25 protein-coding genes are annotated in these 26607 nt (G+C 46.2%); 11 read left to right on the top strand and 14 right to left on the bottom strand.

The features are described 5' to 3' along the window. Window positions 1-8 precede the first annotated feature (8 nt). The 5 genes from HUB64_RS10460 to HUB64_RS10480 all read left to right on the top strand — a co-directional run bounded on the left by HUB64_RS10460 (window position 9) and on the right by HUB64_RS10480 (window position 4247). The gene (locus HUB64_RS10460) at window positions 9-1049 is read left to right on the top strand and encodes an aminoglycoside phosphotransferase family protein (protein WP_173496950.1); all 1041 of its coding nucleotides are present in this window, start codon (window positions 9-11) and stop codon (window positions 1047-1049) included. Beyond that, window positions 1049-1726, top strand: a complete 678-nt coding sequence (gene murU / locus HUB64_RS10465) for an N-acetylmuramate alpha-1-phosphate uridylyltransferase MurU (RefSeq protein ID WP_173496951.1) — start codon at window positions 1049-1051, stop codon at window positions 1724-1726. Before HUB64_RS10460 ends, murU begins: the two co-directional genes overlap by 1 nt. Before the next feature lie 69 nt (window positions 1727-1795). Then, the gene (gene djlA, locus HUB64_RS10470; protein WP_113939902.1) at window positions 1796-2584 is read left to right on the top strand and encodes a co-chaperone DjlA; all 789 of its coding nucleotides are present in this window, start codon (window positions 1796-1798) and stop codon (window positions 2582-2584) included. 41 nt (window positions 2585-2625) lie between these two features. Further along, window positions 2626-3258, top strand: a complete 633-nt coding sequence (locus HUB64_RS10475; RefSeq protein ID WP_173496952.1) for an outer membrane beta-barrel protein — start codon at window positions 2626-2628, stop codon at window positions 3256-3258. Between the two features lie 35 nt (window positions 3259-3293). Then, the gene (locus HUB64_RS10480; protein ID WP_173496953.1) at window positions 3294-4247 is read left to right on the top strand and encodes a D-2-hydroxyacid dehydrogenase; all 954 of its coding nucleotides are present in this window, start codon (window positions 3294-3296) and stop codon (window positions 4245-4247) included. A 67-nt stretch (window positions 4248-4314) separates the two neighbouring features. Here the strand turns inward: HUB64_RS10480 and HUB64_RS10485 are convergent, their stop codons facing one another. From HUB64_RS10485 to purT, 4 genes are all read right to left on the bottom strand, one after another. Beyond that, the gene (locus HUB64_RS10485; RefSeq protein ID WP_173496954.1) at window positions 4315-6597 is read right to left on the bottom strand and encodes a hypothetical protein; all 2283 of its coding nucleotides are present in this window, start codon (window positions 6595-6597) and stop codon (window positions 4315-4317) included. Beyond that, on the bottom strand, window positions 6587-8053 hold the full coding sequence (locus tag HUB64_RS10490; protein ID WP_173246362.1) for a DUF3142 domain-containing protein: 1467 nt from the start codon (window positions 8051-8053) through the stop codon (window positions 6587-6589). The genes HUB64_RS10485 and HUB64_RS10490 overlap by 11 nt, the downstream gene beginning before the upstream one ends. A 143-nt stretch (window positions 8054-8196) precedes the next feature. Beyond that, entirely contained in the window at window positions 8197-9921 is a 1725-nt protein-coding gene (locus HUB64_RS10495) for an RluA family pseudouridine synthase (protein WP_173246359.1), read from the bottom strand. Window positions 9922-10184: 263 nt separating this feature from the next. Continuing rightward, window positions 10185-11360 (bottom strand): formate-dependent phosphoribosylglycinamide formyltransferase, encoded by a 1176-nt coding sequence (gene purT, locus HUB64_RS10500; protein WP_173496955.1) that lies wholly within the window; start codon window positions 11358-11360, stop codon window positions 10185-10187. 281 nt (window positions 11361-11641) lie between these two features. Between purT and HUB64_RS10505 the strand changes: the two genes are divergently transcribed. From HUB64_RS10505 to HUB64_RS10520, 4 genes are all read left to right on the top strand, one after another. Further along, entirely contained in the window at window positions 11642-12034 is a 393-nt protein-coding gene (locus HUB64_RS10505; RefSeq protein ID WP_028759246.1) for a DUF3302 domain-containing protein, read from the top strand. 1 nt (window position 12035) lies between these two features. Further along, a complete protein-coding gene (locus HUB64_RS10510) occupies window positions 12036-13181 on the top strand; it encodes an HlyD family secretion protein (protein WP_105249984.1) in 1146 nt (381 codons plus the stop codon). A gap of 95 nt (window positions 13182-13276) precedes the next feature. After that, window positions 13277-14788 (top strand): AAA family ATPase, encoded by a 1512-nt coding sequence (locus HUB64_RS10515; protein WP_168825038.1) that lies wholly within the window; start codon window positions 13277-13279, stop codon window positions 14786-14788. A gap of 135 nt (window positions 14789-14923) precedes the next feature. Then, window positions 14924-15559, top strand: a complete 636-nt coding sequence (locus tag HUB64_RS10520; protein ID WP_173246350.1) for a DUF2625 family protein — start codon at window positions 14924-14926, stop codon at window positions 15557-15559. A gap of 372 nt (window positions 15560-15931) precedes the next feature. On the opposite strand, the gene HUB64_RS10525 is transcribed toward HUB64_RS10520, so the two are convergent. The 4 genes from HUB64_RS10525 to cysP all read right to left on the bottom strand — a co-directional run bounded on the left by HUB64_RS10525 (window position 15932) and on the right by cysP (window position 19975). Continuing rightward, the gene (locus tag HUB64_RS10525) at window positions 15932-17062 is read right to left on the bottom strand and encodes a sulfate/molybdate ABC transporter ATP-binding protein (protein WP_173246348.1); all 1131 of its coding nucleotides are present in this window, start codon (window positions 17060-17062) and stop codon (window positions 15932-15934) included. Then, complete coding sequence (gene cysW, locus HUB64_RS10530; RefSeq protein ID WP_028759251.1) at window positions 17059-17925, bottom strand: sulfate ABC transporter permease subunit CysW; 867 nt, start codon at window positions 17923-17925, stop codon at window positions 17059-17061. Before cysW ends, HUB64_RS10525 begins: the two co-directional genes overlap by 4 nt. A 9-nt stretch (window positions 17926-17934) precedes the next feature. Next, window positions 17935-18780 carry a sulfate/thiosulfate ABC transporter permease CysT gene (gene cysT / locus HUB64_RS10535; protein WP_105249982.1) on the bottom strand — a complete coding sequence of 282 codons (846 nt, stop codon included), beginning with the start codon at window positions 18778-18780 and terminating at the stop codon, window positions 17935-17937. A gap of 187 nt (window positions 18781-18967) precedes the next feature. Then, entirely contained in the window at window positions 18968-19975 is a 1008-nt protein-coding gene (gene cysP, locus HUB64_RS10540) for a thiosulfate ABC transporter substrate-binding protein CysP (protein WP_168825039.1), read from the bottom strand. Between the two features lie 212 nt (window positions 19976-20187). On the opposite strand from cysP, the gene cysM reads away from it, so the two are divergent. Further along, window positions 20188-21066: a cysteine synthase CysM gene (cysM, locus tag HUB64_RS10545; protein ID WP_105249981.1), complete on the top strand. Its 879-nt coding sequence runs from the start codon at window positions 20188-20190 to the stop codon at window positions 21064-21066. A gap of 94 nt (window positions 21067-21160) precedes the next feature. On the opposite strand, the gene HUB64_RS10550 is transcribed toward cysM, so the two are convergent. Further along, entirely contained in the window at window positions 21161-21697 is a 537-nt protein-coding gene (locus tag HUB64_RS10550; RefSeq protein WP_173496956.1) for a DUF4136 domain-containing protein, read from the bottom strand. 177 nt (window positions 21698-21874) lie between these two features. On the opposite strand from HUB64_RS10550, the gene HUB64_RS10555 reads away from it, so the two are divergent. Continuing rightward, window positions 21875-22180, top strand: a complete 306-nt coding sequence (locus HUB64_RS10555; RefSeq protein WP_028759256.1) for a DUF1289 domain-containing protein — start codon at window positions 21875-21877, stop codon at window positions 22178-22180. Between the two features lie 111 nt (window positions 22181-22291). Here the strand turns inward: HUB64_RS10555 and HUB64_RS10560 are convergent, their stop codons facing one another. The 5 genes from HUB64_RS10560 to HUB64_RS10580 all read right to left on the bottom strand — a co-directional run bounded on the left by HUB64_RS10560 (window position 22292) and on the right by HUB64_RS10580 (window position 26163). Then, a complete protein-coding gene (locus tag HUB64_RS10560; RefSeq protein ID WP_168825043.1) occupies window positions 22292-23560 on the bottom strand; it encodes an ATP-binding protein in 1269 nt (422 codons plus the stop codon). An 11-nt stretch (window positions 23561-23571) separates the two neighbouring features. Next, complete coding sequence (locus tag HUB64_RS10565; RefSeq protein WP_006080570.1) at window positions 23572-24285, bottom strand: response regulator; 714 nt, start codon at window positions 24283-24285, stop codon at window positions 23572-23574. Further along, window positions 24285-24695 (bottom strand): DUF3019 domain-containing protein, encoded by a 411-nt coding sequence (locus tag HUB64_RS10570; protein WP_028759258.1) that lies wholly within the window; start codon window positions 24693-24695, stop codon window positions 24285-24287. The genes HUB64_RS10565 and HUB64_RS10570 overlap by 1 nt, the downstream gene beginning before the upstream one ends. A 5-nt stretch (window positions 24696-24700) precedes the next feature. Then, window positions 24701-25564: a MipA/OmpV family protein gene (locus HUB64_RS10575; protein ID WP_173496957.1), complete on the bottom strand. Its 864-nt coding sequence runs from the start codon at window positions 25562-25564 to the stop codon at window positions 24701-24703. A 362-nt stretch (window positions 25565-25926) separates the two neighbouring features. After that, window positions 25927-26163 carry a hypothetical protein gene (locus HUB64_RS10580; RefSeq protein WP_028759260.1) on the bottom strand — a complete coding sequence of 79 codons (237 nt, stop codon included), beginning with the start codon at window positions 26161-26163 and terminating at the stop codon, window positions 25927-25929. Window positions 26164-26607 lie beyond the last annotated feature (444 nt).

Raw genomic sequence — 26607 nt, forward strand, 5'->3', positions numbered from 1 at the left:
GCCATGAAATGACTTTATCCGATCCGAGATTTCTTTCCCTTAATCAGTGGCTGAATGCTTATTTTTCCTGTGAGGTGATGCCTGTGTTGATTTCCGGAGACGCAAGTTTTAGGCGTTACTTTCGGATTTCGATGCCCGATGCCACCTTTATCGCCGCCGATTCACCGCCTCAGTTAGTGCCTATCGCCCCCTTTATTGCACTGTCGAATGCTTATTCAGCCGTGGGACTGACAGTTCCAAAAGTAATCCACGCCGATGCCGATTTGGGTTTTATGTTGATGAGTGATTTGGGCGATACCCAACTCTTATCTGTATTGACGGTACAAAATGTGGAACGGTTTTACCGTCAGGCGCTCGATTTATTACCGCAAGTGGCCGCTGTGATTGAGTGCAAAAATCTTGATAGCGGTTTAGTTCAGGCATTACCTAACTACGATGAAGCCTTTGTGCGCCGTGAATTACACATTTTTACTGAGTGGCTGTTAGGAACACATCTTAATTTGTCTTTGGACGCGGCAGAGTTGCAATTGCTGAATGATACTTTTGATCGCCTCGTCGGCAATGCGCTATCTCAGCCTAGTGTGGGAATGCATAGGGATTTCCATAGCCGTAATCTTATGCTGCAAGCGGACAAGCTGTGCGTGATTGATTTTCAGGATGCTGTCGTTGGTCCTGTGACTTACGATGCGGTATCACTACTACGCGATTGTTATATTCGTTGGCCGCAGCCGTTAGTCGCAGACTTGATGCGGTATCATTATCAGCAAGCATTAGCGCTTGGTTTTATTCCCGCACAGATACCTTTTGAGCAATATCAAACTTGGTTTGATCTCATGGGCTTACAGCGTCACATTAAGGCGGTGGGGATTTTTGCACGGTTAAACTATCGCGATAGTAAACCTGCGTATATGGCGGATATTCCACTGACATTAACGTATATTGTCGACATCTCGCTGCAGTATCCCGAACTCGTGCTATTTGCACACTGGTTAACTCGTCGTGTGTTACCTGCGTTTAGTGTGAGTCAGTCTTCATCTGAGGTTAAGTAATGAAAGCCATGATCTTGGCCGCTGGACGAGGGGAAAGGTTACGGCCGTTAACGGACTGCTTGCCTAAACCTATGGTGCCAGTGTTAGGTAAGCCGCTGATTGTTTATCATATTGAAAAACTTGCCGCGATAGGCATAGTCGATATCGTCATCAACTATGCTTGGCTAGGGCATAAGTTAGTTGAAGCACTGGGCGATGGTAGCGCTTTTGGGGTACGCATTCGGTATAGCGCTGAAGAGAGCGCGTTAGAAACCGGCGGCGGCATTAAACGCGCTTTGCCTTTATTGTGTGAGGACGGAAGCGACGAACCTTTTTTAGTGATTAATGGTGATGTGTTTATTGATGCTTTACCGCCAATCACGCAACTGGCAGCGGATAGGCTCGCTCACTTATGGTTAGTGCCTAATCCTGAGCAGCATCCAAATGGCGATTTTGCTTTGAATGGTCATCAAGTGCAGGAGCGTGGCGATGTTAAGTACACGTTTTCGGGCATAGGCATTTATCACCCTGCACTATTTCATGACACGCCGCAGGGCGCCTTTGCACTGGGTCCGTTGTTGAGAGCGCAAATGGCTCAAGACAGAGTTAGTGGTGCCTTGTTTAATGGATTTTGGTGTGATGTCGGTACCATTGCACGATTGCAAGCGCTTGAACTAAGGTTACAAAGTAACAAGTAAATTTCGGTGCTGGCATATCCATAGGATTAAGCTAGTGCATCAAATTCATAATAGAAATCAGGAAATAAGATGCGGCTTTGGGGTAAGTTTTTTGGATTTGTCATTGGCTTTATGTTCGGCCGTATTTTTGGGGCACTGCTAGGTTTGTGGCTCGGTCATCTTTACGATAAGCGTGCGGCATCGGGCGTGGGTTTTCGACAGATCCTAGGGCAGGCTAAGAATCGCCAAGCCATTTTCTTTAATACCACATTTGCAGTAATGGGGCATGTGGCGAAAGCATCAGGACATGTTACCGAAACCGATATTCGCATTGCGACCTTATTAATGGATCAAATGCGTTTAACGGGAGAAGCCCGTAAAGAGGCGCAACAGGCATTTCGTGAGGGTAAATCGGCGGATTTTGATCTGCGCAGCAGCTTACAAGCTTTCCGTGTTATTACGATGGGACGCAAAGAGTTAGTGCAGATGTTCATCGAAATCCAGATCCAAACGGCACTGTCTGATGGTGAATTGGATCCCGCTGAGCACGCTATCTTGATGACGATTGCTCAAGAGTTAGGTTATGGTCGAGCGCAGTTAGATGAATTACTTAAACGCTGGCAGGCGGAGTTTCGTTTCCATCAAACATCGAGTGGCAATAAAACATCGATTACTGATGCCTACAGTTTACTTGGCATTACGAACGAAGCTAGCGACCAAGAAGTTAAACGGGCTTACCGTAAATTGATGAATGAACATCATCCCGATAAGTTAGTGGCGAAAGGGTTGCCACCGGAAATGATGGAGCTCGCTAATCGTAAGGCTCAGGATATTCAAGCAGCCTATGACAGAGTCAAGTCTGAGCGCGGTATGCGTTAGCCTTGATAAAATTGGTTTTTGTAAAAGACAAGGAATTCATTATGAAAAACACTTACCGTTTGTTGCTGTTGGCGAGTTTGTTACCTGTGGTTATGTCTACGCAGGCCGAGGTATTTATCGCTCCTTTTGGTGGTTATAGTCTGGGGGGCGGTCAATTTGATGTGAATCAATATGAGGTCAACACAGATCAAACGGGTAATAAGGCCGATGTGAAGGTCGAGGAGTCGAGCCATTACGGTTTGATGGTGGGTATTGGTACGAATGATCCCGGTAATATTTATCTTTTATATAGTCATCAAGCCTCTGAACTGAAAAGTGGCGGCTTGTTTACGCCAGACTTTCTTACCTCGTTAGATTTAGATTATATCCATTTGGGTGGCACTTTATATTTCCCCCGTGGCGATATCCAGCCCTATGTCACCGCCAGCGCGGGGATCACCCGCATGCTGCCTAGCGGTTGGTCGAGCGAAACGCGTTTCTCCATGGGAATTGGTGGCGGGGTAGAGTATCAAGTGACGCCACACTTTGGCTTGTTTGCGGATATTCGGGGTTATGCGACTTTTATCAAGAGTGACACTTCGCTGTTTTGCAATGAAGATGATTGCTTATGGCATATTACGTCGGATGTGATGTGGCAGGCTCAGGCTAACCTTGGGCTCAAAGTCAGTTTTTAGATCTAACGCATCGTCTTAAAAGGAGATTTAGTGGCATGAAAATAGTCGTACTTGATGGTGAAACCTTAAATCCTGGCGATCTCAGCTGGCAATCCTTAAATGAATTAGGCGAGTTTGCGTGTTTTTCCCGCACAAGTGGCGCTGATATTGTCGCGCGAGCCCAAGGTGCTGAAGTCATTCTCACCAATAAAACGCCGTTGACTGCAAAGACGCTAGCACAACTTCCTAGTCTCAAATACATAGGCGTATTGGCCACGGGCACGAACGTTGTCGATATCGCGGCAGCTAAAGCGCAAGGTATAGTGGTCACTAATGTGCCCGCTTATGCGCCTGATGCCGTTGCGCAAATGGTGTTTGCCCATATTCTGCATCACACCCAAGCCGTGGCCGCCCATCATCAAGCTGTGGTCGACGGCCGGTGGGTGAACTGCCAAGATTTTTGTTTTACTTTAATGCCGTTGCAATCTTTAAAAGGCAAGACTTTAGGCTTAATAGGTTATGGCGATATCGGTCAGCAGGTGGGAACACTCGCCCTCGCATTCGGGATGAAAGTTCTTGTCAATACTCGCTCAATCATCAAGGGTTTACCCCAAGGCGTAACGTGGGCACAACGTGATACTGTGCTTAGCGAATCAGATATTATTTCGCTCCATTGTCCGCTTACTCCAGAAACTGAGCAATTTATCAATCAACAAACCCTCGCCTTGATGAAGCCTAATGCGCTGCTGATTAATACAGCGCGCGGTGGATTAATTGATGAGGCCGCGCTTGCAGCAGCGCTTTCGCAAAACCGCCTATTTGCCGGTGTCGATGTATTATCGACCGAGCCGCCCAGCGCGGATAATCCCTTATTGCATGCACCGAATATCAGCATTAGCCCGCATAATGCGTGGGCGACGAAGGAAGCAAGGCAAAGTCTACTCAATATCGCAGTGGCGAATTTGAACGGTTATTTGAAGGGGGAAGTGATTAACTGCGTGAATAAGTAAAGCGGTATGCGTCTTTCTCTCTTTCATCATATCGACGTTGAGAGAGAAAGACGTAAATGGTTATTTATTATTGAGTTTTTCTTCTACGCATCCACCACACACCCAATAAGCCTGTGAGGGCTAATACGCCAAATACGACGGGCTTTTTCAGCTTGTGGTACAGGGCGTTCCATTCTGCCATTTCATTCGCCTGCGCTCGTTTTACTGCACCGTCAAAATCGGGCGCTTCACACTGCAAACCAAAGTTCTCGGCCCAAGGCACAAAGGGGCCGTTGGCGACGTATTTTTTGTAGTAACGTAGGGCAAGTTCTTGATCTCGATACAAGACCCAACCTGTGGCTTGGCAGAGTAGCGCTGCATAGGCTTGGCTGTTGTGGGGTACATGATCCGATGCCTTGTTGGCTAGTTCTGCTGCCGTGTAGCGATAATGGAAGCGTTTATCGGGAATTGCTTGGCTGGCGCTGATCCGCAGTTGTTCTTTCTCAGCCAGTTTGCTCGGCTCATTCCAATCACTTAGATCGAACACACCTTGGTAAATAGTGTAATCCGGGGCTAATTCAAATCCTAAGAGTTCCATGCCTTGGTGGCGAGCAAGTTCGGCAACAGCCCAATAGGCTTTCGCGCTATCAATGCCTTTTGTTTTTTTTGCTGCATTCAGCTCTGTGCCGTAGGCAAGGGCGCTGGCATTCAGTTTAGGATTAGGGAAGTAAACCGGCGCTTCAGCTATCGCGCCTTCGCGTAATAGCCTGCGACCTAACAAGTAGCGCAAGCGGTTGTTAATTGGCTCAATATTATCGTACCAGTCGCTGTCTTTAGGGTATTCAAAGGCGATAAATGGCACATGTTCGTCGATAAATAGCTTAAGTTCAGCCGTGGTGAGTACGCGCTCCGCCACATAGGCGATGTCTTGCCAGTACTCATCACCGCTGGCGAGTAAGTGATTGAGCGCATCGACATATTCGCCACGCTCTAGTGACAACACCCCTTGCTCGGCACGAATACGGCAGTAAGTGGCTGTATCTTCATCGGCATTAATGGCTTGTTGCTGAGTTTCTTTAGCGTCAACAGTGGCCGAGATCTTATTGAGCTGCTCAGGGAAGTGACGCGCAGCCTGAGCATAGGCCTTGGCCGCTTCTGCTTGATCGCCCTTTTGTAGCATTAATTTTGCGTTGAGCCACCAAGTGAGGCCGCTCGGTTTCGCTAGCGTTAATAGGCGCTCAGCACTGGCATAATCCCCTAACTGGTAATAAATCGCCGCTAATTTATCGCCATGGTTGAGCTGTAAGCCATCCGTTGGAAATACTTTAAGGAGCTCAGCAACCTTTAATCCCATTTCCGAAAGCTGGCCATTATAGGCAAATTCATTAGTGCTGCTTTGCCAATAGGCAATCAATAACTGCTGCACGCTCGCCTGTTGCAGTAGCGGCTTAAGTTCAGCAATCTCTTTACTCATCAAAGTGCGGCTTAACATCAATAAGGAATCATAACCGCCGCTATCGCCCTGTACCGATTGGGTGGCATAGAGCTCAATAGCTTTATTCAGTGCATCAGGGGTGAGAGCCATTTGCAGCTCTGACTCAGTTTCACCTGTAGCTTGATTGGTCAATTGCGGGAGCGGCTGGCCTTGGTGTAGCAGGATATAGGCTTGTTCACCTAAGCTCGCTAAACTCAAACGCAGGGGATCGGCTGCGCCTTGTGCGACTTCGGTTTGTAATTGTGTCAGGTAAGCATTGGCACGATTAAAATGTTCAGGATCAGCCGAAGTTTTGCTTAAGATAAGCTCAATACGCGACAGCGAATAGAGTGCCCACAGGCTACGAGATGCGCGTTCACTTTGTGGTAATTTGATGATTTTGCTGAAATAGTTACTCGCCCTCTCATAATCTTTTGCTTCAAACGCTACGGCACCTAAGGTGTACCAAGTTAGCGCTTGTGGTAGATCTTTGTCTAACTTAGCGGCCATTTGCTCGGCTTCAATGGGGCCCGTTGCATCCCGCAAAGTGTTCACTAAGGCTAAATGGGCGTCACTTAACTCGCTGTTTTCAAAGGCGCGAGTTTGTGAAAGATAACGGCTATGCACTTCATCCCAGAGATATTCCTGTGCAGCGGGTGCATCTTGATACTGCCAAGGCAAAGGTTTTGCGAGGGCGGTGAGCTGCTGGCTGAAAGAGGTTTGCGGTAAATAACTGAGATTGCTCTGCCTATCCTGAGTGAGTTGCAAAGGAAAATCGGGGCCGCAGGCCAATAGCATAGGGGAAAATAAGCTTAAACAAATGAGCGTGGTCTTTTTAAGCATAAAAGCCCGATTGGGTATTGCCATGGTAAATGATAGTTTTGGCTTATGGCGCATAAATTCCCTGTAAATATAATGACTCACAACGTGCCCAGCCTATCACTTTTTGGCCGCCAGGGTTGAGCATGTGTGTTTGAATGTCTCTGTTTGATTGCGGCATAGGCATGATTGCAGTGCGTGAAACTGTTTTGGTTGGTGTCAACGCTGCTGTATTCTCAGCTCGCCATTGCCACGTTAACAGCCCATCTTTTTGTATTACGCTATAGCCATTTTGCGCATCATACCCGCTGCAAGCTTGTCCCGCTAGCGACAAAAGAGGAGGAATTTCACCTGCAATATTACCGTGATTCATTAAGCTCAGTTGAAATAGCTGTGGCCTGTGGATTTCCAGATTTTTTGGCTTATTTTCAGCGGCTAATGTCGTTTGGGTTGTGGCCTCGTTATCGCTTGAGATCACTAATTCAATCTTGGCGGCAAGTTCACCTTGCTGTGCAACGGCGATTAAGGTGTTGAGTGGCCAAACCCTTTTATCCCCTTCCAGCGGCAGCCTAAACCAGATAATGCCTCTGAGTTTGGCATCTTTTTGAGTGTGTAGTTTTTGCACAAAGGCTTGTAATACTAGAGGATCGGCCATCAGTTCCTGTACTACATTGGCTGATTTGAGTTGATCGCGCAGCGGTGTTTCACTTTCAACTTTATAACCTGAAGCTGTACTGATGACCGCCGAACCATAGGCGGGGAGCGCAATAAGGTAAGGAACAGTGCTGATATTTGAGAGTTGCTGCACCCACTGCCAACCTTGAGTCGCATCGAATAGTCCGAGGCGTGGATCGCTTACGCTGTGAATTTGTAGCACCAGTTCATCAATACTGGTGAGTAACACGGGAAAATCGGCGCTACTGAGCCAAGCGGGCAGTGCAGTAATGCTGAGTTTGAGTTCTGCGGGTAACTGCGCTTTAAGCTTTTTAAGAAAATCCCGATAGGCTGGCAGTTTACTGTTGGCACTGTCGTGGTCGATTTCAACCCCCGCGATGTGCGTGCCTTTTGCCTGCCAATTTGCTAGTACTTGGCTGATTTTATTGATCACTTGTTCATCATTTAAATGCGCGAACTGACCATCTAAGCGAATCACGGCAATTTTTGGCCTAGGATCTGCCTGCAACCAAGCATGATTGACCGCAACTTCAAACCAAATGTCTGCGCCATTGGTTTTGGGATGTGCTTGCAGCGCTAAAATACGTAATCCTTGGAATGCACTTTGGCTTTGCACTAATGCCGTTTGATTGGCGGGGCGCCATTGGCGCTGCCAGATATAGACTTCCTGCGCGAGTGGCGCTCGAAGCGTTGTTGCTTCTGTAGCGGCTTTTACTGCGACACTGGTATTTGGGCTAGCCGTGGTTTCATTAGCGTTCGATGCTGGCTGACAGGCGCTCATAAATACGGCGGCGCTCAACAAAGCAAATAAGAACCATTGATTTTGGCTTATGTTTTTAACCAGATTGCCTATGCCCATACTACTGCTGTCGATTCCGTTTTGAGTGAGACATTACTATGCCTGAAAAATGCCACTTATACATCGCGGTCAAACTTCTGATAATGCCCACTAAGCTTGGTTTTCCTTTTGGTGCCTTGCTAATCAATATCAGAACTCAGATCTCAAAAATCAGGAGCGACTTGAAAGCGCATCTGTTCACGGGTGACGGGATGTTGAAGTATCAATAAATCTGCATGCAGATGCAGGCGATTGGCACGAGTGCCGTACAGATCGTCACCCAAAATGGGCGTATTTAGCCCTTCTGAGTGGGCGCAGTGAACTCTGAGTTGATGGGTTCGGCCCGTTTTTGGGGATAGATATACGCGGGCTGTACGTGCCATTTCATCGATATGGCTTAATTCCCAATAGGTTTGGGCCGCTTTGCCAAACTCGTGGCAAACGAGTTGCCTCGGTCTATCGTCTAAATCGCCACGTAGGGGTAAAGAGATTTGTCCTGCTGCCTGCTTATCTGCCATTGCTGTAGGGATCCCTGCTAAAAGTGCCACATAACGCTTAGTCACTGTGCGCTGGATAAACTGTTTTTGCAGCTGTTTATGGGCGTCTTTTGTCAATGCGATCACCATTAATCCCGAGGTCGACATATCGAGCCTGTGGACGATAAGTGGTCCAGTGGCATTGGGAAACGTTTGCCGCATGCGCGAATACACTGAGTCTTCAATCTCTTTGCCGGGCACTGATAAAAATTCGGCGGGTTTGTTCACAATCGCCATCGCCTCGTCTTGGTAGAGGATGTTTAAGGTTTTGCCTTCGGCAGGGTTCGTCAGCAGGGGATTATCATCGACAACAAGCCCTTCGAGCATATGCCCCAAGATAGGCTGGCATTTACGCAGACAGGCAGGATAAAACTGCTTATGTTGGCGAATTTCTGATTTTGGCGGCGCCCCCCACCAAAATTCGGCAATCGCCAATGGTTTAAGACCGTGTTTAAAGGCGTAATGTAGCAACTTAGGGGCGGCACATTCTCCCGAGCCTGCTGGCGGCGTTAACTCAACCGTCCCGTTAAATATGCCGTTAAGGCTTTTTTCTGAGCCGCGAATATTCAAAAAACGATACTGCTCAAACAGCTTTTGCTGCAGCGCCGCCGAGAGCTGTTTACGCTGTAGTCTTAATGCGTCACGCTTATCAGTGAGCAGAGTTAATGCTTGGCTGATGGCATGGATACGTTCATCCCAATAGCGTTTAATATCTCTTAACTGATTCTTTTCATTAATGCTTTCTTGGCTGAGTTTAGCTTCGATTGCCGTATTTTCACGTAAAGTCTCATCAGTCGGATTGGCAGCCCATTGCACTGCGAGTTGATTGCGCTGCGTCTTGCGGGATTGACGGCCGTCGATCATCACTTGCCTGTGGGCGGCAAGCTTGGCTTGTGCTTGAGCTTGCTCAGCGTTGAGTTCGCTCGATAGCCGAGGAATATCGGGATGATTTTCTACTGCAAGTAGCTGCTCGTTAATTTGGTTGATTTGCAGATTTTCGGCGTGGAAAAAATTGTCCTTAGCCAGCATATCAAACACAGGTGGAACGAAGCGTGGCCAATGGTTCTGCTCAGCTAACTTGCCCGAAAATGCCGACAAATAGCCCACATCTCCCTGCGGATCTTGCACTAAAAGTACACCAAACATTTTACCAATGGCACCGGTTAACTCCCCCGTGAGGCCAAAGTTATGTTGCCAATCGTTTTGAGTCTCAAGGTGGCGTTGTAATTCGTTGGCTGCGATCACGCATAATGGATGCGGTTCGTAATAGAAAGGAAAGGTAAAACGTTGCGGCAGGGCATAGGCATCAATGGCTTGTGTGAAAGAGGTAAAGCAAGAAGGCTGAAGATGCATATTGGGGTCTACTGTTGGTTTTACTTATCTGGGTTAATTATCGGAGTTAATTATCTGAGTTAAGCCACAACTTAGGATGATGGCTAGCAAGAAAGGGCGCTAGTTTACTCTGTCGATTTGGGACTGTCGATTTTGGGCAGTCACTTTTTATTGGTACGGATTTTAGATACGGCTCTGTGTTGAAAAAGGGAAATGGCATTAAAGCGCATTTCCCTTTGATGTGTCGCTTGTACTTAAAGCCAATTTTAAACGGTTAAACCCGCTTAAAAGATGACTTTTACTTTACTGGCGCTATCGAGTGCTTTGCTGATTGCGCTGTCGATATCGATATCACGGGCAAGCGCGACACCTAAACGGCGGCGACTATCAATATCGGGTTTGGCGAATAATCTAAGCTGAGTGTTGACCGCTTCTAATGCCGCACCAATCCCTTGATAGCGGATATTGTTTGAGGTGCCTTCGGCCAAAATAACCGCCGAGGCACTTGGACCATGCTGATGGATATTGGGAATAGGCAGGCCGAGAATCGCTCTCACATGTAGGGCAAATTCTGATAAATCTTGGCTGATGAGTGTGACTAAGCCTGTGTCGTGGGGTCTTGGCGAGACTTCAGAGAAATACACTTCATTGCCTTTAACAAACAGTTCTACGCCAAATAATCCATAACCGCCAAGGGCTTCGACGACTTTGCTCGCAATTGCTTGGGATTTTGCTAACACTTCATCGGACATGGCTTGTGGCTGCCATGACTCGCGATAATCGCCATCTTCTTGCCTGTGGCCAATGGGCGCACAAAAATGAATGCCGTTGACTGCGCTGATGGTTAACAGGGTGATTTCATAATCGAAGGGAATAAAGCCTTCGACTATCACGCGACCGTCGCCGGCGCGTCCGCCTTCTTGGGCGTATTGCCACGCTTTATGGCTGAGGGCGATATCGCGAATAACGCTTTGGCCTTTGCCCGAGGAACTCATGACTGGCTTCACCACACAGGGAACGCCAATTTCACTAATCGCTTGATTAAATTCGGTTTCGGTATCACAGAAAAAATACGGAGAAGTCGGTAAACCTAAGGTTTCAGCGGCGAGACGACGAATACCTTCCCTGTCCATAGTGAGCTTTGTTGCCCGAGCTGTTGGGATAATATTCACCCCTTCGGCTTCCATGTCCACTAAGGTTTGGGTGGCGATGGCTTCAATTTCTGGGATGACTAAGTGCGGTTTTTCTAACTCGATAACCGCACGCAGGGCGTTGGCATCGAGCATATTGATCACATGGGAGCGATGCGCGACTTGCATGGCGGGGGCGTTGGCGTAACGGTCAACGCCAATCACTTCAACGCCTAAGCGTTGCAGTTCAATGGCCACTTCTTTGCCAAGTTCACCGCAGCCGAGCAACATGGCGCGTCGTGCGCCCTCAGTGTAGGGAGTGCCTATCATGTGTGGGTACCTTTGAGATTGTAGGGATGATGAGTTTTATGCTTGCGTTCTATGTCGCAATGATGTGGCTAGTTTAGCCTGAACAGGCTTTAGGGTCATGGAGTAAATCGACAAGTGTGTCCCGGATCACTGGGGGCAAAAACGAAACAGCATATCTTTGGTTAATATTGGGGCTGAGGTTGAGAGTAAACTCAAATGTTAATGTCATGTTGGTAGCATGTTTGGGGACCATCCACTAATCTTTGGGATGGAATACATATTATTAATACAAGGAGATGCGGATGTTCTTAGATTACTTTGCGTTAGGTATTTTATTTTTCGTCATCATTATCATGTTTTATGGTGTCATTGCCATTCATGATATCCCCTATGAAATAGCCAAAAAGCGTAATCATCCCCAGCAAGATGCATTGCATATCGCCGGGTGGGTGAGTCTATTCACCCTACATGCAATTTGGCCATTTTTATGGATCTGGGCGACTTTATACCGTGAAGATCGCGGTTGGGGGTTCAATACTGTAATGAAGCGAGAATTAGTTTTAGAGGAGGATGTGAATTCATTGCGCGAGACGGTCAGAGGGCTTCAGACTCGGCTTGAACAGTTAGAGCAAATAACTCCCATGAATATAGCGCCTGCTGTGGATGCGATAAAAACAGACAAAGTTGAGGTATAACATGGATTTATTACTCATACTCACCTATGCGGCCGTGTGTATTGCTATCTTTAAAGTCTTTAAAATTCCGATGAATAAATGGACTGTTCCTACTGCAGTGCTGGGTGGAGTGTTCATTATTGGTACCTTATTGCTCGTGATGAATTACAACCATCCTTATTCTCGTTTTGCCCGTGAATATTTTGTCACTATCCCTATCACACCCGCAGTAAAAGGCTTAGTGACTTCGGTGGAAGTGCAGCCTAATGTGCCTGTTAAACAAGGGGATGTGTTATTTCGTCTCGATCCTATTCCCTTCGAGGCCGTTGTTAAACGTAAACGCGCTGCTTTGATGGAAGCAGAGCTCCAAGTGCCACAACTCGCCGCGGCGTGGGAGTCGGCTAAGGCTAATGTAGAGCGCGCTAGGGCCGATAAAGACCGTAATAAATCTGCCTTCGAGCGTTATGAGTTAGGCCGCAAGAAAGGGGGCGCGAATTCGCCTTTTACTGAACTAGAACTCGATAATAGGCGTCAATTGTACTTAGCCTCAGAGGCACAACTGACCGTCGCGAATGCTGAAGAACTGCGTGTCAGGCTGGCCTATGAATCTAATATTGATGGTGTTAATACCAAAGTGGCTGGCTTGCAAGCTGATTTAGCCAGTGCACTCTACGATTTAGAACAGACAGTCGTGCGGGCACCTGCAGATGGTGTGGTAACGCAAATGGCACTTCGTGCGGGAGCGATGGCAGTGCCTTTACCATTACGTCCAGTAATGAGCTTTATTCCCGACGAGCAACGCTACTTTGCGGGGGCATTCTGGCAAAACTCGTTAATGCGTTTGCAGGAAGGTGATGAAGCTGAAGTGATATTGGATGCCGCTCCAGGACAAATCTTTAAGGGAAAAGTGGCGAAAATATTACCCGCTATGGCTGAAGGTGAAGTTCAAATGGGCGGCGCGCTGCAGTCATCGGCTCGTTTATTTCAAAATGGTCGCGTGATTGTGCTGATTGATATCGAAGATGATGCTATCCGTAAGCAATTTCCTGCGGGTGTTTCTGGGCAGGTTGCAATTTATACTGAACATTTCCATCATGTCGCTGTGATGCGTAAAGTATTGCTGAGGATGCAAGGTTGGCTGAATTACTTGTTTTTTGATGGACATTAACCCTTAATCGGTTAACTTTTGTCTGTTGTATTAAGTCCAGTTCGCTGGACTTTTTTGTGACACATTTTTGGGTGAATAAAAAGGAATTTGAAAGCATGCAAGATATTCACGATTTAACCTCAGTGCTGCGCTCCAATACGCCAATTGTAGTGATTGAAACCTATGAAGAATATCGCGTGGTTGAGCTACTTAAGCGGGTCGCCAGTGTGCTTTATCAACCTGTGTTTACATGGAGTATCACCCAAGGTCTGGCACGGGTCGATAAGCCCTTGGCGGCGCAAAAGTTTAATAGCGAACCTACAGATTTGCTCGGGCAAATTAAATCAACCTCGCAGCAGGGAATTTATGTGCTGTGCGACTTCCATCCCTTTGTGATTGATGCACCTAAGAATGTCCGTTTGCTTAAAGAAATCGCCCTTGAGTACGAGACGCTGCAACACACATTAGTGCTGGTGAGCCATGCCTTTGAAATTCCGCCTGAAATCAAACGTTATTGCGCTTATTTTCACTTAACTTTGCCAAGTACAGTGCAATTGCAAAATCTGATTTATCTTGAAGTTGATAAAATTCGTCACCAAGGTACGCCGCTACAGGTCGATGATGCGGCTGTGGTCAAATTAGCCGATAATCTGCGGGGTGTGACTTTAGACGATGCCCGTCGTCTCGTACGCAAAGCCATAGTCAATGACGGTGCTATTACCTTGTCAGATATCGACGCCATCAATAAAGCCAAGTTTCAGCTACTCGATCTTAATGGTGTGCTGCAATTTGAATACGACACCAGTGATTTTTCACAGGTTGCAGGACTGCATAATCTAAAAAAATGGCTCAAGCAGCGCTCGCCCATAGTGGCTGTCAGCGCCATTGACCAAGGCGGCCAGCCGACTCCAGTTCAGCACGTCAAAGCGCTCGATGCGCCCAAGGGGATTTTACTGCTGGGCGTTCAGGGCAGTGGTAAGAGCCTCGCGGCTAAGGCGGTTGCGGGCGTTTGGCAACGACCTTTGCTTAGGCTCGATATGGCAGCCTTATATAACAAATACATAGGCGAAACCGAGAAGAACCTGCGTAATGCACTGGATCTGGCTGACATGATGTCGCCCTGTGTGCTTTGGATAGATGAAATTGAAAAAGGCTTAAGCGGGAGTAGCAGCGATGAGGGCACCTCGACGCGGATCCTCGGCACCTTACTCACTTGGATGGCGGAGCGTAAATCTGAAGTGTTTGTGGTGGCTACCGCTAATGATATTCAAGTTCTGCCGCCAGAGTTGATGCGAAAGGGCAGGATGGATGAAATCTTTTTTGTCGATTTACCCGACGAAGCTATACGCAAAGCCATCTTCTTAATCCACTGTAAGCGCCGTGGAATCGATGTGGCGAGCTTAGATCTCGCCCAGTTATCGGCGCGTAGCCAAGGATTTTCCGGCGCCGAAATCGAACAAGCAGTTATTGCTGCCATGTATACCGCAAGAAGTGTCGAGTGCAGTGTCGACCAAGTGCTATTACTTGAAGAACTTAGTAAGACACGGCCTTTATCTGTGGTCATGAGCGATAAAATCAATGCGCTACGACAATGGGCAGCAGGCCGAACCGTGAATGCCCATGAGTAAGATTTTTGCTTGGTACCATGAGTGCTAACTAGCATTTTTAAACGCTATATTGGCTTAGTTATTTTCGAGATTCCCAAGGTACCGTTATGAATGGTGAGTCGTTTTACTGGATATTAGTGATACAAGGATAAGAGATTGAAAAGTATATATGAACTGATTGATATCGAAGACTCTGGCATAAAAGTAGTCAATGAAGTGGTTGCTGGTGCTGAGCATTGTGTAGAGATACTGCCGCCTTCAAAGGATCGGGTTGAAGTACTTGAATCCCTTCAGGTATCGACTCGTTCGGTATTAGGGGCTATTGCCTACGAAACCGGTGGGATTTTGATCGACAATGGATGGATTCGATTTTTCGGCTCTGGACATGAAAGATTGTCTAGAAACCTTACTGATTGGAATAGAAGTGCACATTATCTTTTAGTGGCTAATGACGTAGTTGGTGGATTTTTTGCTATCAACGGCGGCGGTTTAGGCGCAGATGTTGGGAATATATACTATTGGTCGCCAGACTCAATTCATTGGGAAGGGTTAGAAATCGGGTTCACAGATTTTTTTCAATGGTCAGCTACAAAGAGAATCAATGAGTTTTATGCGAGTTTAGGTAAAGAGCGCTTTCAAAAAACCTATTCACAGATAGCTACAGATAAATGCCTGAGCTTTTATCCATTTTTATGGGCGAAAGAAGGTTCTATTGAAATAAGCAGCGTGAAAGTGGTGTCAGTTGATGAAATGTATAGGCTGAAATTGGAATTATTAACCTCGGTTAGTTAATTCGTTTACCCGCTGATTTTATGAGTACTTCTGCAATAATTATTTGTTATAAACATCTAATATATTGATTGTTAGATGTAAATCTGCTTATCAGCTCTATTGATTCAACATGGATGGGCTGTATATGCCATCCATAATTAACTTCGGAGGGGACAGCGCCAAGATCTAGCTGACGTTTTGGCGGTATCTTGGGCTTTCTCGTTACCGCTTGCATCAAAAATCAAAGCTGTCGCTATCACCAAAAGTTGTCGCGGCAATGCCTAATGAGTGCTTCACTGTTTGGCGTGACAATATCTCTCTAAATGGTTTGAATCTTAGCGGTATCCACTCCCTGTGGTACCGCTAATGCTGCTTATTCCTATTATGATGACATTAGATATCAAAGGCGAGACTGCCCGGAGTCAGGAATGGCCAGTTAAGACGCGTCGGTGAACTCTCACCCTGCGCACCAAAGAAGTAAGCTGTTCTTGGGGTAGCGTAAACTACACTGCCTTTTTGCAACCCGAGTTCCTGCAGATTATGGTGGGTGAATTTGGCTTCCCACAGTTCTTCGCTATGCCAGCCGTGTGGGGCTAATTCCAGTCTTACTTCGGCGCCAATGGGGGTCATGGCGACAATATTGAACGGCAAATTGGCCTGACTATTAGGCTTATTTGACAGCGCTAATTCGTGACTGCGTACGTAGAGAACACCATCTTGCTGCAGTGTTTGCTGTTCTGGAGGTGTTAAAAATGCTTGACCATTTTCCCAACGTTTTTGTTGCCAACTGGCTTCAAAGACATTGACGTTACCAAGAAAATCAAACACAAAGCGACTATTGGGGTGCGAGTATAGCTCAGCAGGTGTATTAATCTGCTCTATATGACCATTACTCATCACTACCACTCTATCTGAAAGCTCAAGCGCCTCATCCTGATCGTGGGTCACAAACACGCTGGTGAATTTCAATTCATCATGCAGGCTGCGTAGCCAGCGGCGTAGTTCTTTACGCACTTTAGCATCTAAGGCGCCAAAGGGTTCATCCAGTAGCAAGACTTCTGGTTGGGTTGCGAGTGCACGGGCCAACGCAATGCGCTGTTTTTGTCCACCCGAGAGTTGTTCAGGATAGCGCTGTGCGAGATGGCCTAGTTGTACTGTTTCTAGCAGTTGTGTCACTCGCTTATGAATTTCTGCCGCCGAAGGCCTTTGTTTTTTCGGCATCACTTCGAGTCCAAAAGCGACGTTATCGGCGACCGTCATATGGCGAAACAGCGCGTAGTTTTGAAACACAAAACCCACGCGTCTTTCACGCACATGCACTTGGGTGACATCTCTGTTGCCGAATTGAATTTGGCCGCTATCGGCTCCTTCAAGACCGGCAATAATCCGCAGCAGTGTGGTTTTGCCTGAACCTGATGGTCCCAGCAGACCAATCATTTCCCCTTCTTGAATATCGAGATTAAGTGGGGAAAGCGCCTGAAATTGGCCAAATTTCTTGGAAATATTAGTAAGACGAATACTCATAGTTGGCTCTGCTCTTTATTGTCATTGGCGGTTAAACTGCGTTGTTGCCGCCATTCCACTACGGCTTTTAACATTAGGGTAAATAGGGCGATCAGGGCCAGTAATGATGCGCTCGCGAAGGCGGCTTCGGCCTGATAATCTTCATACAATAATTGCACATGTAAAGGTAAGGTATTGGTTTCGCCACGAATGTTGCCAGATACGACAGCAACGGCACCAAATTCTCCTACGGCTCTGGCATTGGTGAGGATCACACCGTAAATCAGTGCCCATTTGATGTTGGGTAGGGTCACGCGGCGAAAGAGTTGCCACCATGACGCTCCAAGGATCACTGCAGCTTCTTCTTCCGATGCGCCCTGTTGTTGCATCAATGGGATCAGTTCTCTGGCCACAAAGGGGCAAGTGACAAAAATGGTCACTAATAGTATTCCTGGCCAAGCAAACATGATCTGCAGATCGTGCTCATATAGCCATTCGCCAAGCCAACCACTGTTGCCATAGAGCAGCAAATAGAGCAAACCTGCGACGACAGGGGAGACCGCAAATGGAATATCAATTAGCGTGATCAGTAACTTGCGACCGGGGAATTCAAAACGAGTCACGCTCCACGCCAGCATGATTCCGAACACTAAATTGATCGGTACTGTGAGTGCTGCCACCATCAGTGTTAAACCAATCGCATGCAGCGAATCCGGTTGAGTTAGGTGCCCAATATAACGCTCCCAACCTCCGACAAACGCTTGCTGAAAAATACTCACCAACGGCAATAGCAACAATAGCAAGCCCAAGAGCACGGCGAGGGTAATAAGGCTCCATTTGATCAGGGGCGCTTCACCGACTCTTAAGGGTTTAAATGAGTTCATATTCGCTCCTTATCGTCCATGAATGCGGCGCAGATAACGCGCCTGCCACAGGTTTATCAGCAGTAATAGCAGTAACGAGGTCATCAGAACCACTGAGGCAATGGCGCTGGCACCTGCAAAATCAAATTCTTGCAGGCGGACAAAGATCATTAACGAAGTGATTTCACTGATATAAGGCATATTGCCAGCGATAAAGATCACGGCACCAAACTCACCCAGACTGCGGGTAAAAGACAGTGCCGTTCCAATCATTAATGCTGGCCAAAGGGAGGGCAAAATAACCCGCCAGAATACCGAACGATCCGAGGCGCCAAGCGTCATTCCCGCTTCTTCTTCCTCGTGGGATAACTCTTCGAGAACGGGTTGTACCGTACGAACCACAAAGGGAATACTGGTGAAAATCATCGCGACCACTATGCCTAGCGGGGTGTAGGCGACTTTTATGCCCCATTCAGCTAATAGACTACCGATTTGGCCGTTTTCCGCATAAAGGGTGGCTAAGGTGATACCGGCAACGGCGGTCGGCAAGGCAAAGGGCAAATCTACCAAGGCATCTAAAATGCGTTTGCCGGGAAATTCATAACGCACGAGTACCCATGCGAGTAATAATCCGAAAAGGCAGTTAAATAATGATGCCGCGAGCGCCGATAGTATGGTGACTCGGTAACTGGCAACCACTCTGGGATCGGCAATCACGCCCCAGTATTCGGACCAGCTCATTGAACTGGTCTGCATGATTAAGCCTGTGGTTGGCAATAATAGGATTAGGCTGACAAACAGCAGGGACACACCTAAGCTGATGGTAAAACCGGGAAGAACCCGCTTATGGCGTAAACGCCCGTTATTAAAAATCACAGAATAATCACCCGATCAGGTTAATTGCGTTAAACCAATACTATTTATACGGTTCGCTCGTTGTTGGCTCAAGCCATTTGTTGGATGCAATCTTTACGGCTAACACTGATTGATAAATGCCAATTAGCGATAAACCCGAGACTTTGCTCGGGTTCAATGTTGATATCTTACTACATTAAGGACGATATCAGCGCTTTAATAGCTCATCGAGTTTTGCACCGTTAGCAAACTGCGTTTTCATGGCATTATCCCAACCACCGATGATTTGCTCAACAGTCAGCAGGTCAACGGTAGGGAACTGCTTAGCAAACTCAGCTTTTACCTTTTCGTTGTGTACACGATAGCTGAATCCTGCCAGTAGACGTTGCGCTTCTTCGCTGTAGAGATAATTCAAATACTCAGTTGCGAGTTCCTGTGTACCGTTACGCTTAGCATTTTTCTCAACCACAGCGACGGGGAACTCTGCCAGAATCGAGGTTTTTGGTACAACCACTTGGTAATCGTCCGTACCATACTGCTGGCGGATATTGTTCACTTCCGATTCAAAGGTAATTAATACATCACCGATCCCACGTTCAACAAAGGAGGTGGTCGCACCGCGGCCGCCTGTATCAAATACTGCGACATTACCGAGGAATTTTTTCAGGAATTGATCCAGTTTAGCCTGATTATCCTTACCATAGTTTTTCTGAGCATAACCTAATGCGGCTAAATAAGTGTAGCGAGCATTACCAGAGGTTTTTGGGTTAGGAAAGACCAGTTTAACGTCATCTTTAGCTAAATCGCCCCAGTCGCTGATTTGCTTTGGGTTACCCTTACGCACCAAAAATGCAATGGTGGAATAGTAAGGTGAACTGGCGTTAGGGAGTAATTGTTGCCAATTTTCTGGGATCAATTTACCGCGATCGTGCAGAACTTGTACGTCTGTCACTTGATTAAACGTTACCACATCTGCGGGTAATCCCTGCAGAATCGAGCGTGCCTGTGCAGATGAGCCTGCATGGGATTGTTTAATTTCGACGGTTTTACCTGTTTTCTCTTCCCAATGTTTGGCAAAAACGGGGTTGTAGGCATTGAATAATTCCCGTGCGATATCATAAGAGGAATTAAGCAGGGTTTGATCTGCGGCAGTCACATTGAGTGAGGTTCCCAGAATGAGGGTTCCTAGCAGGGCCTTTATCAATTTTACGGACATTTTTAACTCCTTAATCTGGCAATTTTGTCAGCGTTATGGCACCTAGAGTAATAGAATTAATTGTTTATAAAAAGCCAGTTGAATAGAACTTTTTTGAATAACTATGAGCGATTTATTTTATGTTATAAGCAGTATTCACCGTGTTTGTCAGTGGTAACCGACTTAGAATAGGCTATCGCTTAGTTGTTTTTATCAAGTAAAGGATAATCCTAGTGTCTGACTTTCCGACAATTGAAGCCTGCATCGGGCAAACTCCGCTGGTTCGCTTGCAGCGGCTTAACTGTGGTACTTCCACTGTACTATTAAAATTGGAAGGCAATAACCCCGCGGGTTCAGTAAAAGATCGTCCTGCACTCAATATGATTATTCAGGCCGAACTTCGCCAAGAAATAAGCCCTGGTGATACGCTTATAGAGGCAACGAGTGGCAATACTGGGATTGCGCTGGCGATGGCGGCGGCAATCAAAGGATACAAGATGATCCTGATTATGCCGAATAATTCGACTCAGGAGCGTAAGGATGCGATGCAAGCCTATGGCGCAGAGCTCATGCTAGTGGATAACATGGAGACTGCGCGGGATTTGGCGCTGCAGTTACAAAGCGAAGGCAAAGGTAAGGTGCTGGATCAATTTAATAACCAAGATAACGCTAATGCCCATTTCCTCACGACAGGCCCTGAGATCTGGCAACAGAGTCTAGGCAAAATTACCCACTTTGTGTCAAGTATGGGGACGACAGGTACCATAATGGGTGTGTCAAAATACCTTAAAAGTTGTAATCCCGACATCACTATTGTCGGCCTTCAGCCCGCCGATGGCAGTGCTATTCCAGGGATTCGGCGTTGGCCGCAGGCATATTTGCCTGGGATTTTTGATGCTTCTTGGGTTGATTTAGTTATGGATATTGAAGAGCAAGATGCAAAAGCCATGGCGAGAACTTTAGCGCGAGAGGAAGGGATTTGTGCAGGAGTCAGTTCGGGCGGTGCCGTGTTTGCTGCGCTGGAGATTGCTAAACAATATCCGGGTTCTGTGGTCGTGGCGATTGTCTGTGATAGGGGCGATCGTTACCTTTCGTCAGGGCTTTTTTCCTGAGTCCTAGATTTTTACTCTAAGAATATTGAACGATATGAATGTTTGATTGATAAAAATGGGCGAGACACGCCCATTTTTACCCTTTTAAACGTGATCATTTTTTCGGTGGGAATTGCGCCAAAATTCGGTTGACGGCTTTGGCGGTATCTTGGGCTTTCTCGTTACCGCCTGCATCGAAATCATAGCTGTCGCTGCCACGCCAAATAAGAGCTTTGGTCTTAGGATCGACAATATCTATCTGAATGGTTTGAATTTTAGCGGTATCACTCCCCAGCGGCACGCCAACACTGGTGCCTATTCCAATCCCGCCCGAATTTCCGAATGTACCTGTGCCTAATCCAATGGATAGCCCTGAATCTTTGGGCTTATCTTGGGTGAGTAAGGCGTAGGCGACGTTAAAGTCGGGCGACGCTGTATTTTCTACAAACCCTTTTTGAGTCAATTGGTTGTTAATTTCTACTTGAATACGCTGGGCGCTTAACGGGTCATCCGTCGGCTGTGGTGTTAACTGGTTAAAGCTTCGTAGTGCGGTGAAGTCGTAATTGAGATCATAATCGTTTTTCGGTTTACTGCTGCAAGCGCTTAATAAGGCAACAGCGACGAGCAGACTGGCAAAGTGACGGTATCCCATGATAGTGCTCCAAGTTGTACAAACTCTGTTCAATGTGCCTTGATTAAGGTTGTTTCTGCAAGTACTTTAGATAAGCGTGTTGTATTTGAATCGCTTTGAATGCAATTCCACACGCTTTGTTTTTAGCAAGGATCGTTTTGAGTATGGTTCATTTTTAGATAGGAATAGCGGCGGGTTATGGAACAGTTAGCCTTTTTTGATATCCCGAGTCCTTGTATCGGTGTGTGTGTTACCGATGCGCGCGGTTACTGTAATGGTTGCCTGCGAAGCCGTGACGAAAGATTCAATTGGTTAACGTTTTCAGATGCGCAAAAGTATGATGTCATTCGCCTGTGTACTCAACGTAAACGTCGTCGCCAGTTGGCGATGATGAAAGCAAGGCAAGCACAAATAGAGCAAGAAAGGGCAGCGTTAAACCCACAGTTGAATTTTGAGCCTGAGCCCGAAGCCGATCTGGATTTTGGTGGCTTCGAGCTAGACTAATATCTTGAATACTTTGTTAAATAGTCTTATTTAACTGACTTATTTAATTGACTTGTAGAATTAGCGCGTTAGATGAATAACAGACCCGCAGTCGTTTAATCCCAATCCCTATTACAGCTTACGCTTCTTCGGCCAGATTAAACTAAATCGAGTATGTTGTGCATCACTGGTAACACTCACATTCCCTTGATGTCGTTGCATAATCCGTTTGATGATCGCAAGGCCTAAACCATGTCCTTTATTGCCATTCTGTACCGATTGGCTGCGATAAAATGGCTCGAACACTTTCGGTAAATCCACCGCAGGGATAGGTTCGCCGTCGTTACTCACACTTAAATTGACCCTATGCTGGGTCTGCTTAACTTCAATGATGATTTCAGTGCGGGCAAAGCGTTGTGCATTGGTCAGTAAATTCTGTAGTGCCCGTTCGATTAATGCGGGTTCTCCGAATAAGGGCAGTTTTTCGACTTCGGCCTTGAGCGTTATAGGCGTTGGACTTAAGGTTTCTAGACGCTTAATACTTTGATTGATGAGATTAATTAAATCGTACTCATCCAACTGGATACCTTCTCGCTGTGACTCTAAGCTGGCGTAGGTCAGCAGTTCTTGAAGTAAGTCTTCCATTTCTTTGATGTCGAGCTGCATTTCATCGAGAAAGTCTTGTCGCTTCTGTTCGTCCGAATCTGGCTGACAATACATAGGCATAAGTGCAAGAGCAAATTTGAGCCTCGCCAGTGGCGTGCGGATCTCATGGGATACCGCATTAGAGAGGTGTTTCTGGTTCTCAATCAAGGCGCTGATATGTCGCGCCATTTCGTTAAACGTATTGGCTAAGGGCTTAACTTGGGAGCGATTTGACAGGGTAATCCGGGTGTCCCATTTGGCTTCGCCAAATTCTTTGGTGGCCTTACGCAGTATGCTCAAATCCCGTGAAAGCGGGCCGACCCAAATTAGCGCAACGAGGGCGAGTGATAAATAAAAGAACAGGGTGAACAGGCTGCGAAGGTTGGCTCTGGGATCTATGTCCAGCGGCCCTGCCATTAAGACTTGATCGTCTACTCGAATAAATTGCAGCAAGCTATCATCATTGGCTGTGGTGGTGAACACCTTGCTTGTGCTTAACGCTTGATTATCTGCCAGCGCGACTTGATCTGCATTGAGTAATTGCAGTGGCATCACAGGGTTCGCTGGGATCGCCTCCAGATACCGTTGGCGGGCATCGGGAGGTAATTCCGCTAATAATTGCGCCAATGCCACTAACGGCGCATCGAGGGCATTATTGTCATCAACATTCTTCTGCCACAGGCTGTCGAGTGTCCAGCCAATCCCAAGCACGCTGAGACTGAGTAGCAGATATAAACTGATAAAGAGACGTTTCACTGTATTTGTGCTTAGTTATTCCAAGCTTCAGGAGCAAAGAGATAACCTTGTCCCCAAACGGTTTTAATTCTGAAAGGTGTCTCAATATTATCGTTGAGTTTTTTACGTAATCTAGAGATCCGCACGTCAATTTTTCGATCTTTACCATCGAAATCAATATTGAGTAACAACTGATAAATATACTGACGGCTGAGCACTTGGCCCGCTTGCGAGGCCAGTAACCACAGCAATTCGAATTCATGGCTGGTGAGATCAATTTCAGTTTCATTAAGACGAATCGCATGGGTATGCGGGTCGATACTCAATTTACCGAAGGTTAGACAGTGTGATTCTGCCTGTGGTGGCTGATTCTGACGGCGAAGTAAGTTGTTGATCCGCGCAACTAACAGAGCAGGATCGACGGGCTTGACCACGTAGTCATCGGCACCGAGTTCTAGTCCTTTGATTTGATCTTCACTTGAACCAAGTGCGCTCATCAATAGGATTGGACCTGCGAAATAATCGGGCAGTTTCTCACACAGAGTGAGACCATCCATGCCGGGTAGCATAATGTCTAACAGTATGATATCTGGCTTGTAATTGATTAATCGTGTTAGCACTGTATCGCCACGGCGTTCAACTTCAACATGCATACCATGGGATTTTAGGTAATCTACAATCAAGTTTGCTAGGCGAACGTCGTCTTCAACCAATAATACTCTGTGGTTCGATTGTGGGCTTGTCATTAAAATAAACTCCAAGGGTTGCGGTAACGTCTGCGAACCTGAGGTTGTGATGCAGAAGTGATTTTAAGTTTGGCACCAGCCAAAGTTTGGTTACTGTCTTTACTCACCATGACAAATTGAATATCCGTCATAGTGTGGATTTTCATGCTTAACGTATGGGTTGAAACTGAATCACTGCACCATTTGGGGTAGGCAGCGTTGTCGGACAAGATACAGATAAGCTCATCTTTAGCGAGTTCCCACTGTAGTTCTATATAGACGTCACAGGCCTCAGTTTCTGAACTTGTGATGCAAATTTCGGGTGTGAGTTTGAGTGCCGAGTCGCGAGTTTTGGCTTGTGCTGAACTTTGGCCCATCAAGCCGAGGCTTAGACCTATAAAGCAAAGCAAGCTTAACTGAGGCAGTGTCACTAACGTTAGAACCTATAGGCAGCGCCGATAAAGTAGGTGCTGCTATAGTCTTGGTCTAACAAGGGACTGGCGGCAATCTCATCGGCAATTAGAGTGTAACGAACTGCCAACAGTAGATCCCAATTGTCAGTTAATATGTAACGGGCCGTCATTTCCGCACCTTTATCCCAACCTGATTTTGCTTGATATCTTTCGCTCCAATAGGCGTTTTCACTGGGTCTAACGCTGTAATAATAATCCACTACATCTTGGCTTTTCCAATCAAATACCAATGCAAACTCAAAAATGAAACGGTCGTAATCCCAGCCATAGGTCCATTTTATTTGTGCTTCTGAACCTTGATGCACATTAAACATATCATGGGTGTACGCCAATCTAATAATACCGAGCCGCGTATAGATGAATGCTTCGGCACCGCCAAGTAAGGTGAAGCTCCGAGTCTCTAAGGAATTAAACTCAGGCTCGGGCTCAGTCGATAAATACATACTATTTATGGCTTTGGCTTCAACTTGAGTGCCACGATTCAAAAAGATATTTGATGGGTCCCATTGATAGAAGTAGGCTCTATCTAAGCTATAACTTGTTACTAAGTTAATTGTAAAGCTTTCTTGCTCGGCTAAGGTATAACCTAAATTACCATTGTCGAAGAACCAGTATTCGCCGTAATAGGCCACTGTTGGAATAAAGAACAATGGAATATCGTCAAAATCCCTGAGTGGATTGCTTTTTTGTCCCCAGCCTATGGCGATGCCTAGATCCCAGTTGTTCATCTCAATACATTGATTTTCTGGTGCACAGGCTTCTTTCGCCATTCCGATTGCAGGCAAAATACTTAAACTTGTAATGAGGACAAAAAGAATACGATACATGATTTAACGATTAAGGGCTGAGGTTAACAATACAGGAAAACAGATTAGCATTTTATGCTCAATTCAACAGTGGTTTCATTCACGGAGATGCAAAATGATACAGCTATCAATTAAATAATAAATTTATGAATTGCACAATATGTTGATAGTCATGCTAAAAGCTTATCTTGGCAGCTTTCGTACGGTTAATTGTGGATGTTAAATTTTGTGTTTTATAAGTTTCGAGTGTAACTGAAATGATGTTAATTATGATGTAAAAGCTGTGTTGCTTGGAAATAATAATGCCATTCGCAAGTGTGAATGGCACAGACTGAAGCCGAATAACCTACTTTGCGGTAATAACACAGAGATTAGAATGAAGATTAATTGACCTCAGTAACTGACTTGTAGCCCATTTCTGTCAATTGATCGTTTACACAATCAAGCACATATTGTTTTAGCTCAGCATTTTCGACTTGATCTTCAGAGGCCATCTGTTGGCACACTTCTTTCAACTGAGCGAGATCGGCAGCTGGTGCAGGCGGTAAAGAGGAGTCGTCAGCAAAGGAAGTGAAACTTACTAATGCCAATAGAGTAAAAACAGCTGATAACTTATTCATTTTATTTCCTTTAGTTATGTATTGTTAACCACAGATTAAGAAGCATTCTCTTAATACCACTGTGCCAACATCAGCAATTTATCACTGCTATTCTGTTTTAGATATAAATAATTTTGACCTTTCTTGATTAAGGTTTTTTACCTTGTTTTCCCTTGATTCGCTTCAAGTAAATGGGCTGGCTGAGTGTACTTTATTTGCTCTAGTTTGATTCATTCTCAGCATCTTTTGCTGCTTGAGTTAGGTTCACAACCCTCCCTCTGAACTTATGCGCGCTAAGTTGGCTCTTTTGAACTTGTGTTTGACATTTATTGATGAAACTCTGCACATAAACTTATGTGCTTAACTTATACGCTTAATTGTGTGCTTAATTGTGCGTACAGTAGAACTTGGATTTCTTTCAAAAGTGCTGCTTACATCACTTTAAGGACTTATTTGCGATAAAGT

This window comes from Shewanella sp. ISTPL2 (assembly GCF_013283205.1).
Taxonomy (GTDB): domain Bacteria; phylum Pseudomonadota; class Gammaproteobacteria; order Enterobacterales; family Shewanellaceae; genus Shewanella; species Shewanella oncorhynchi.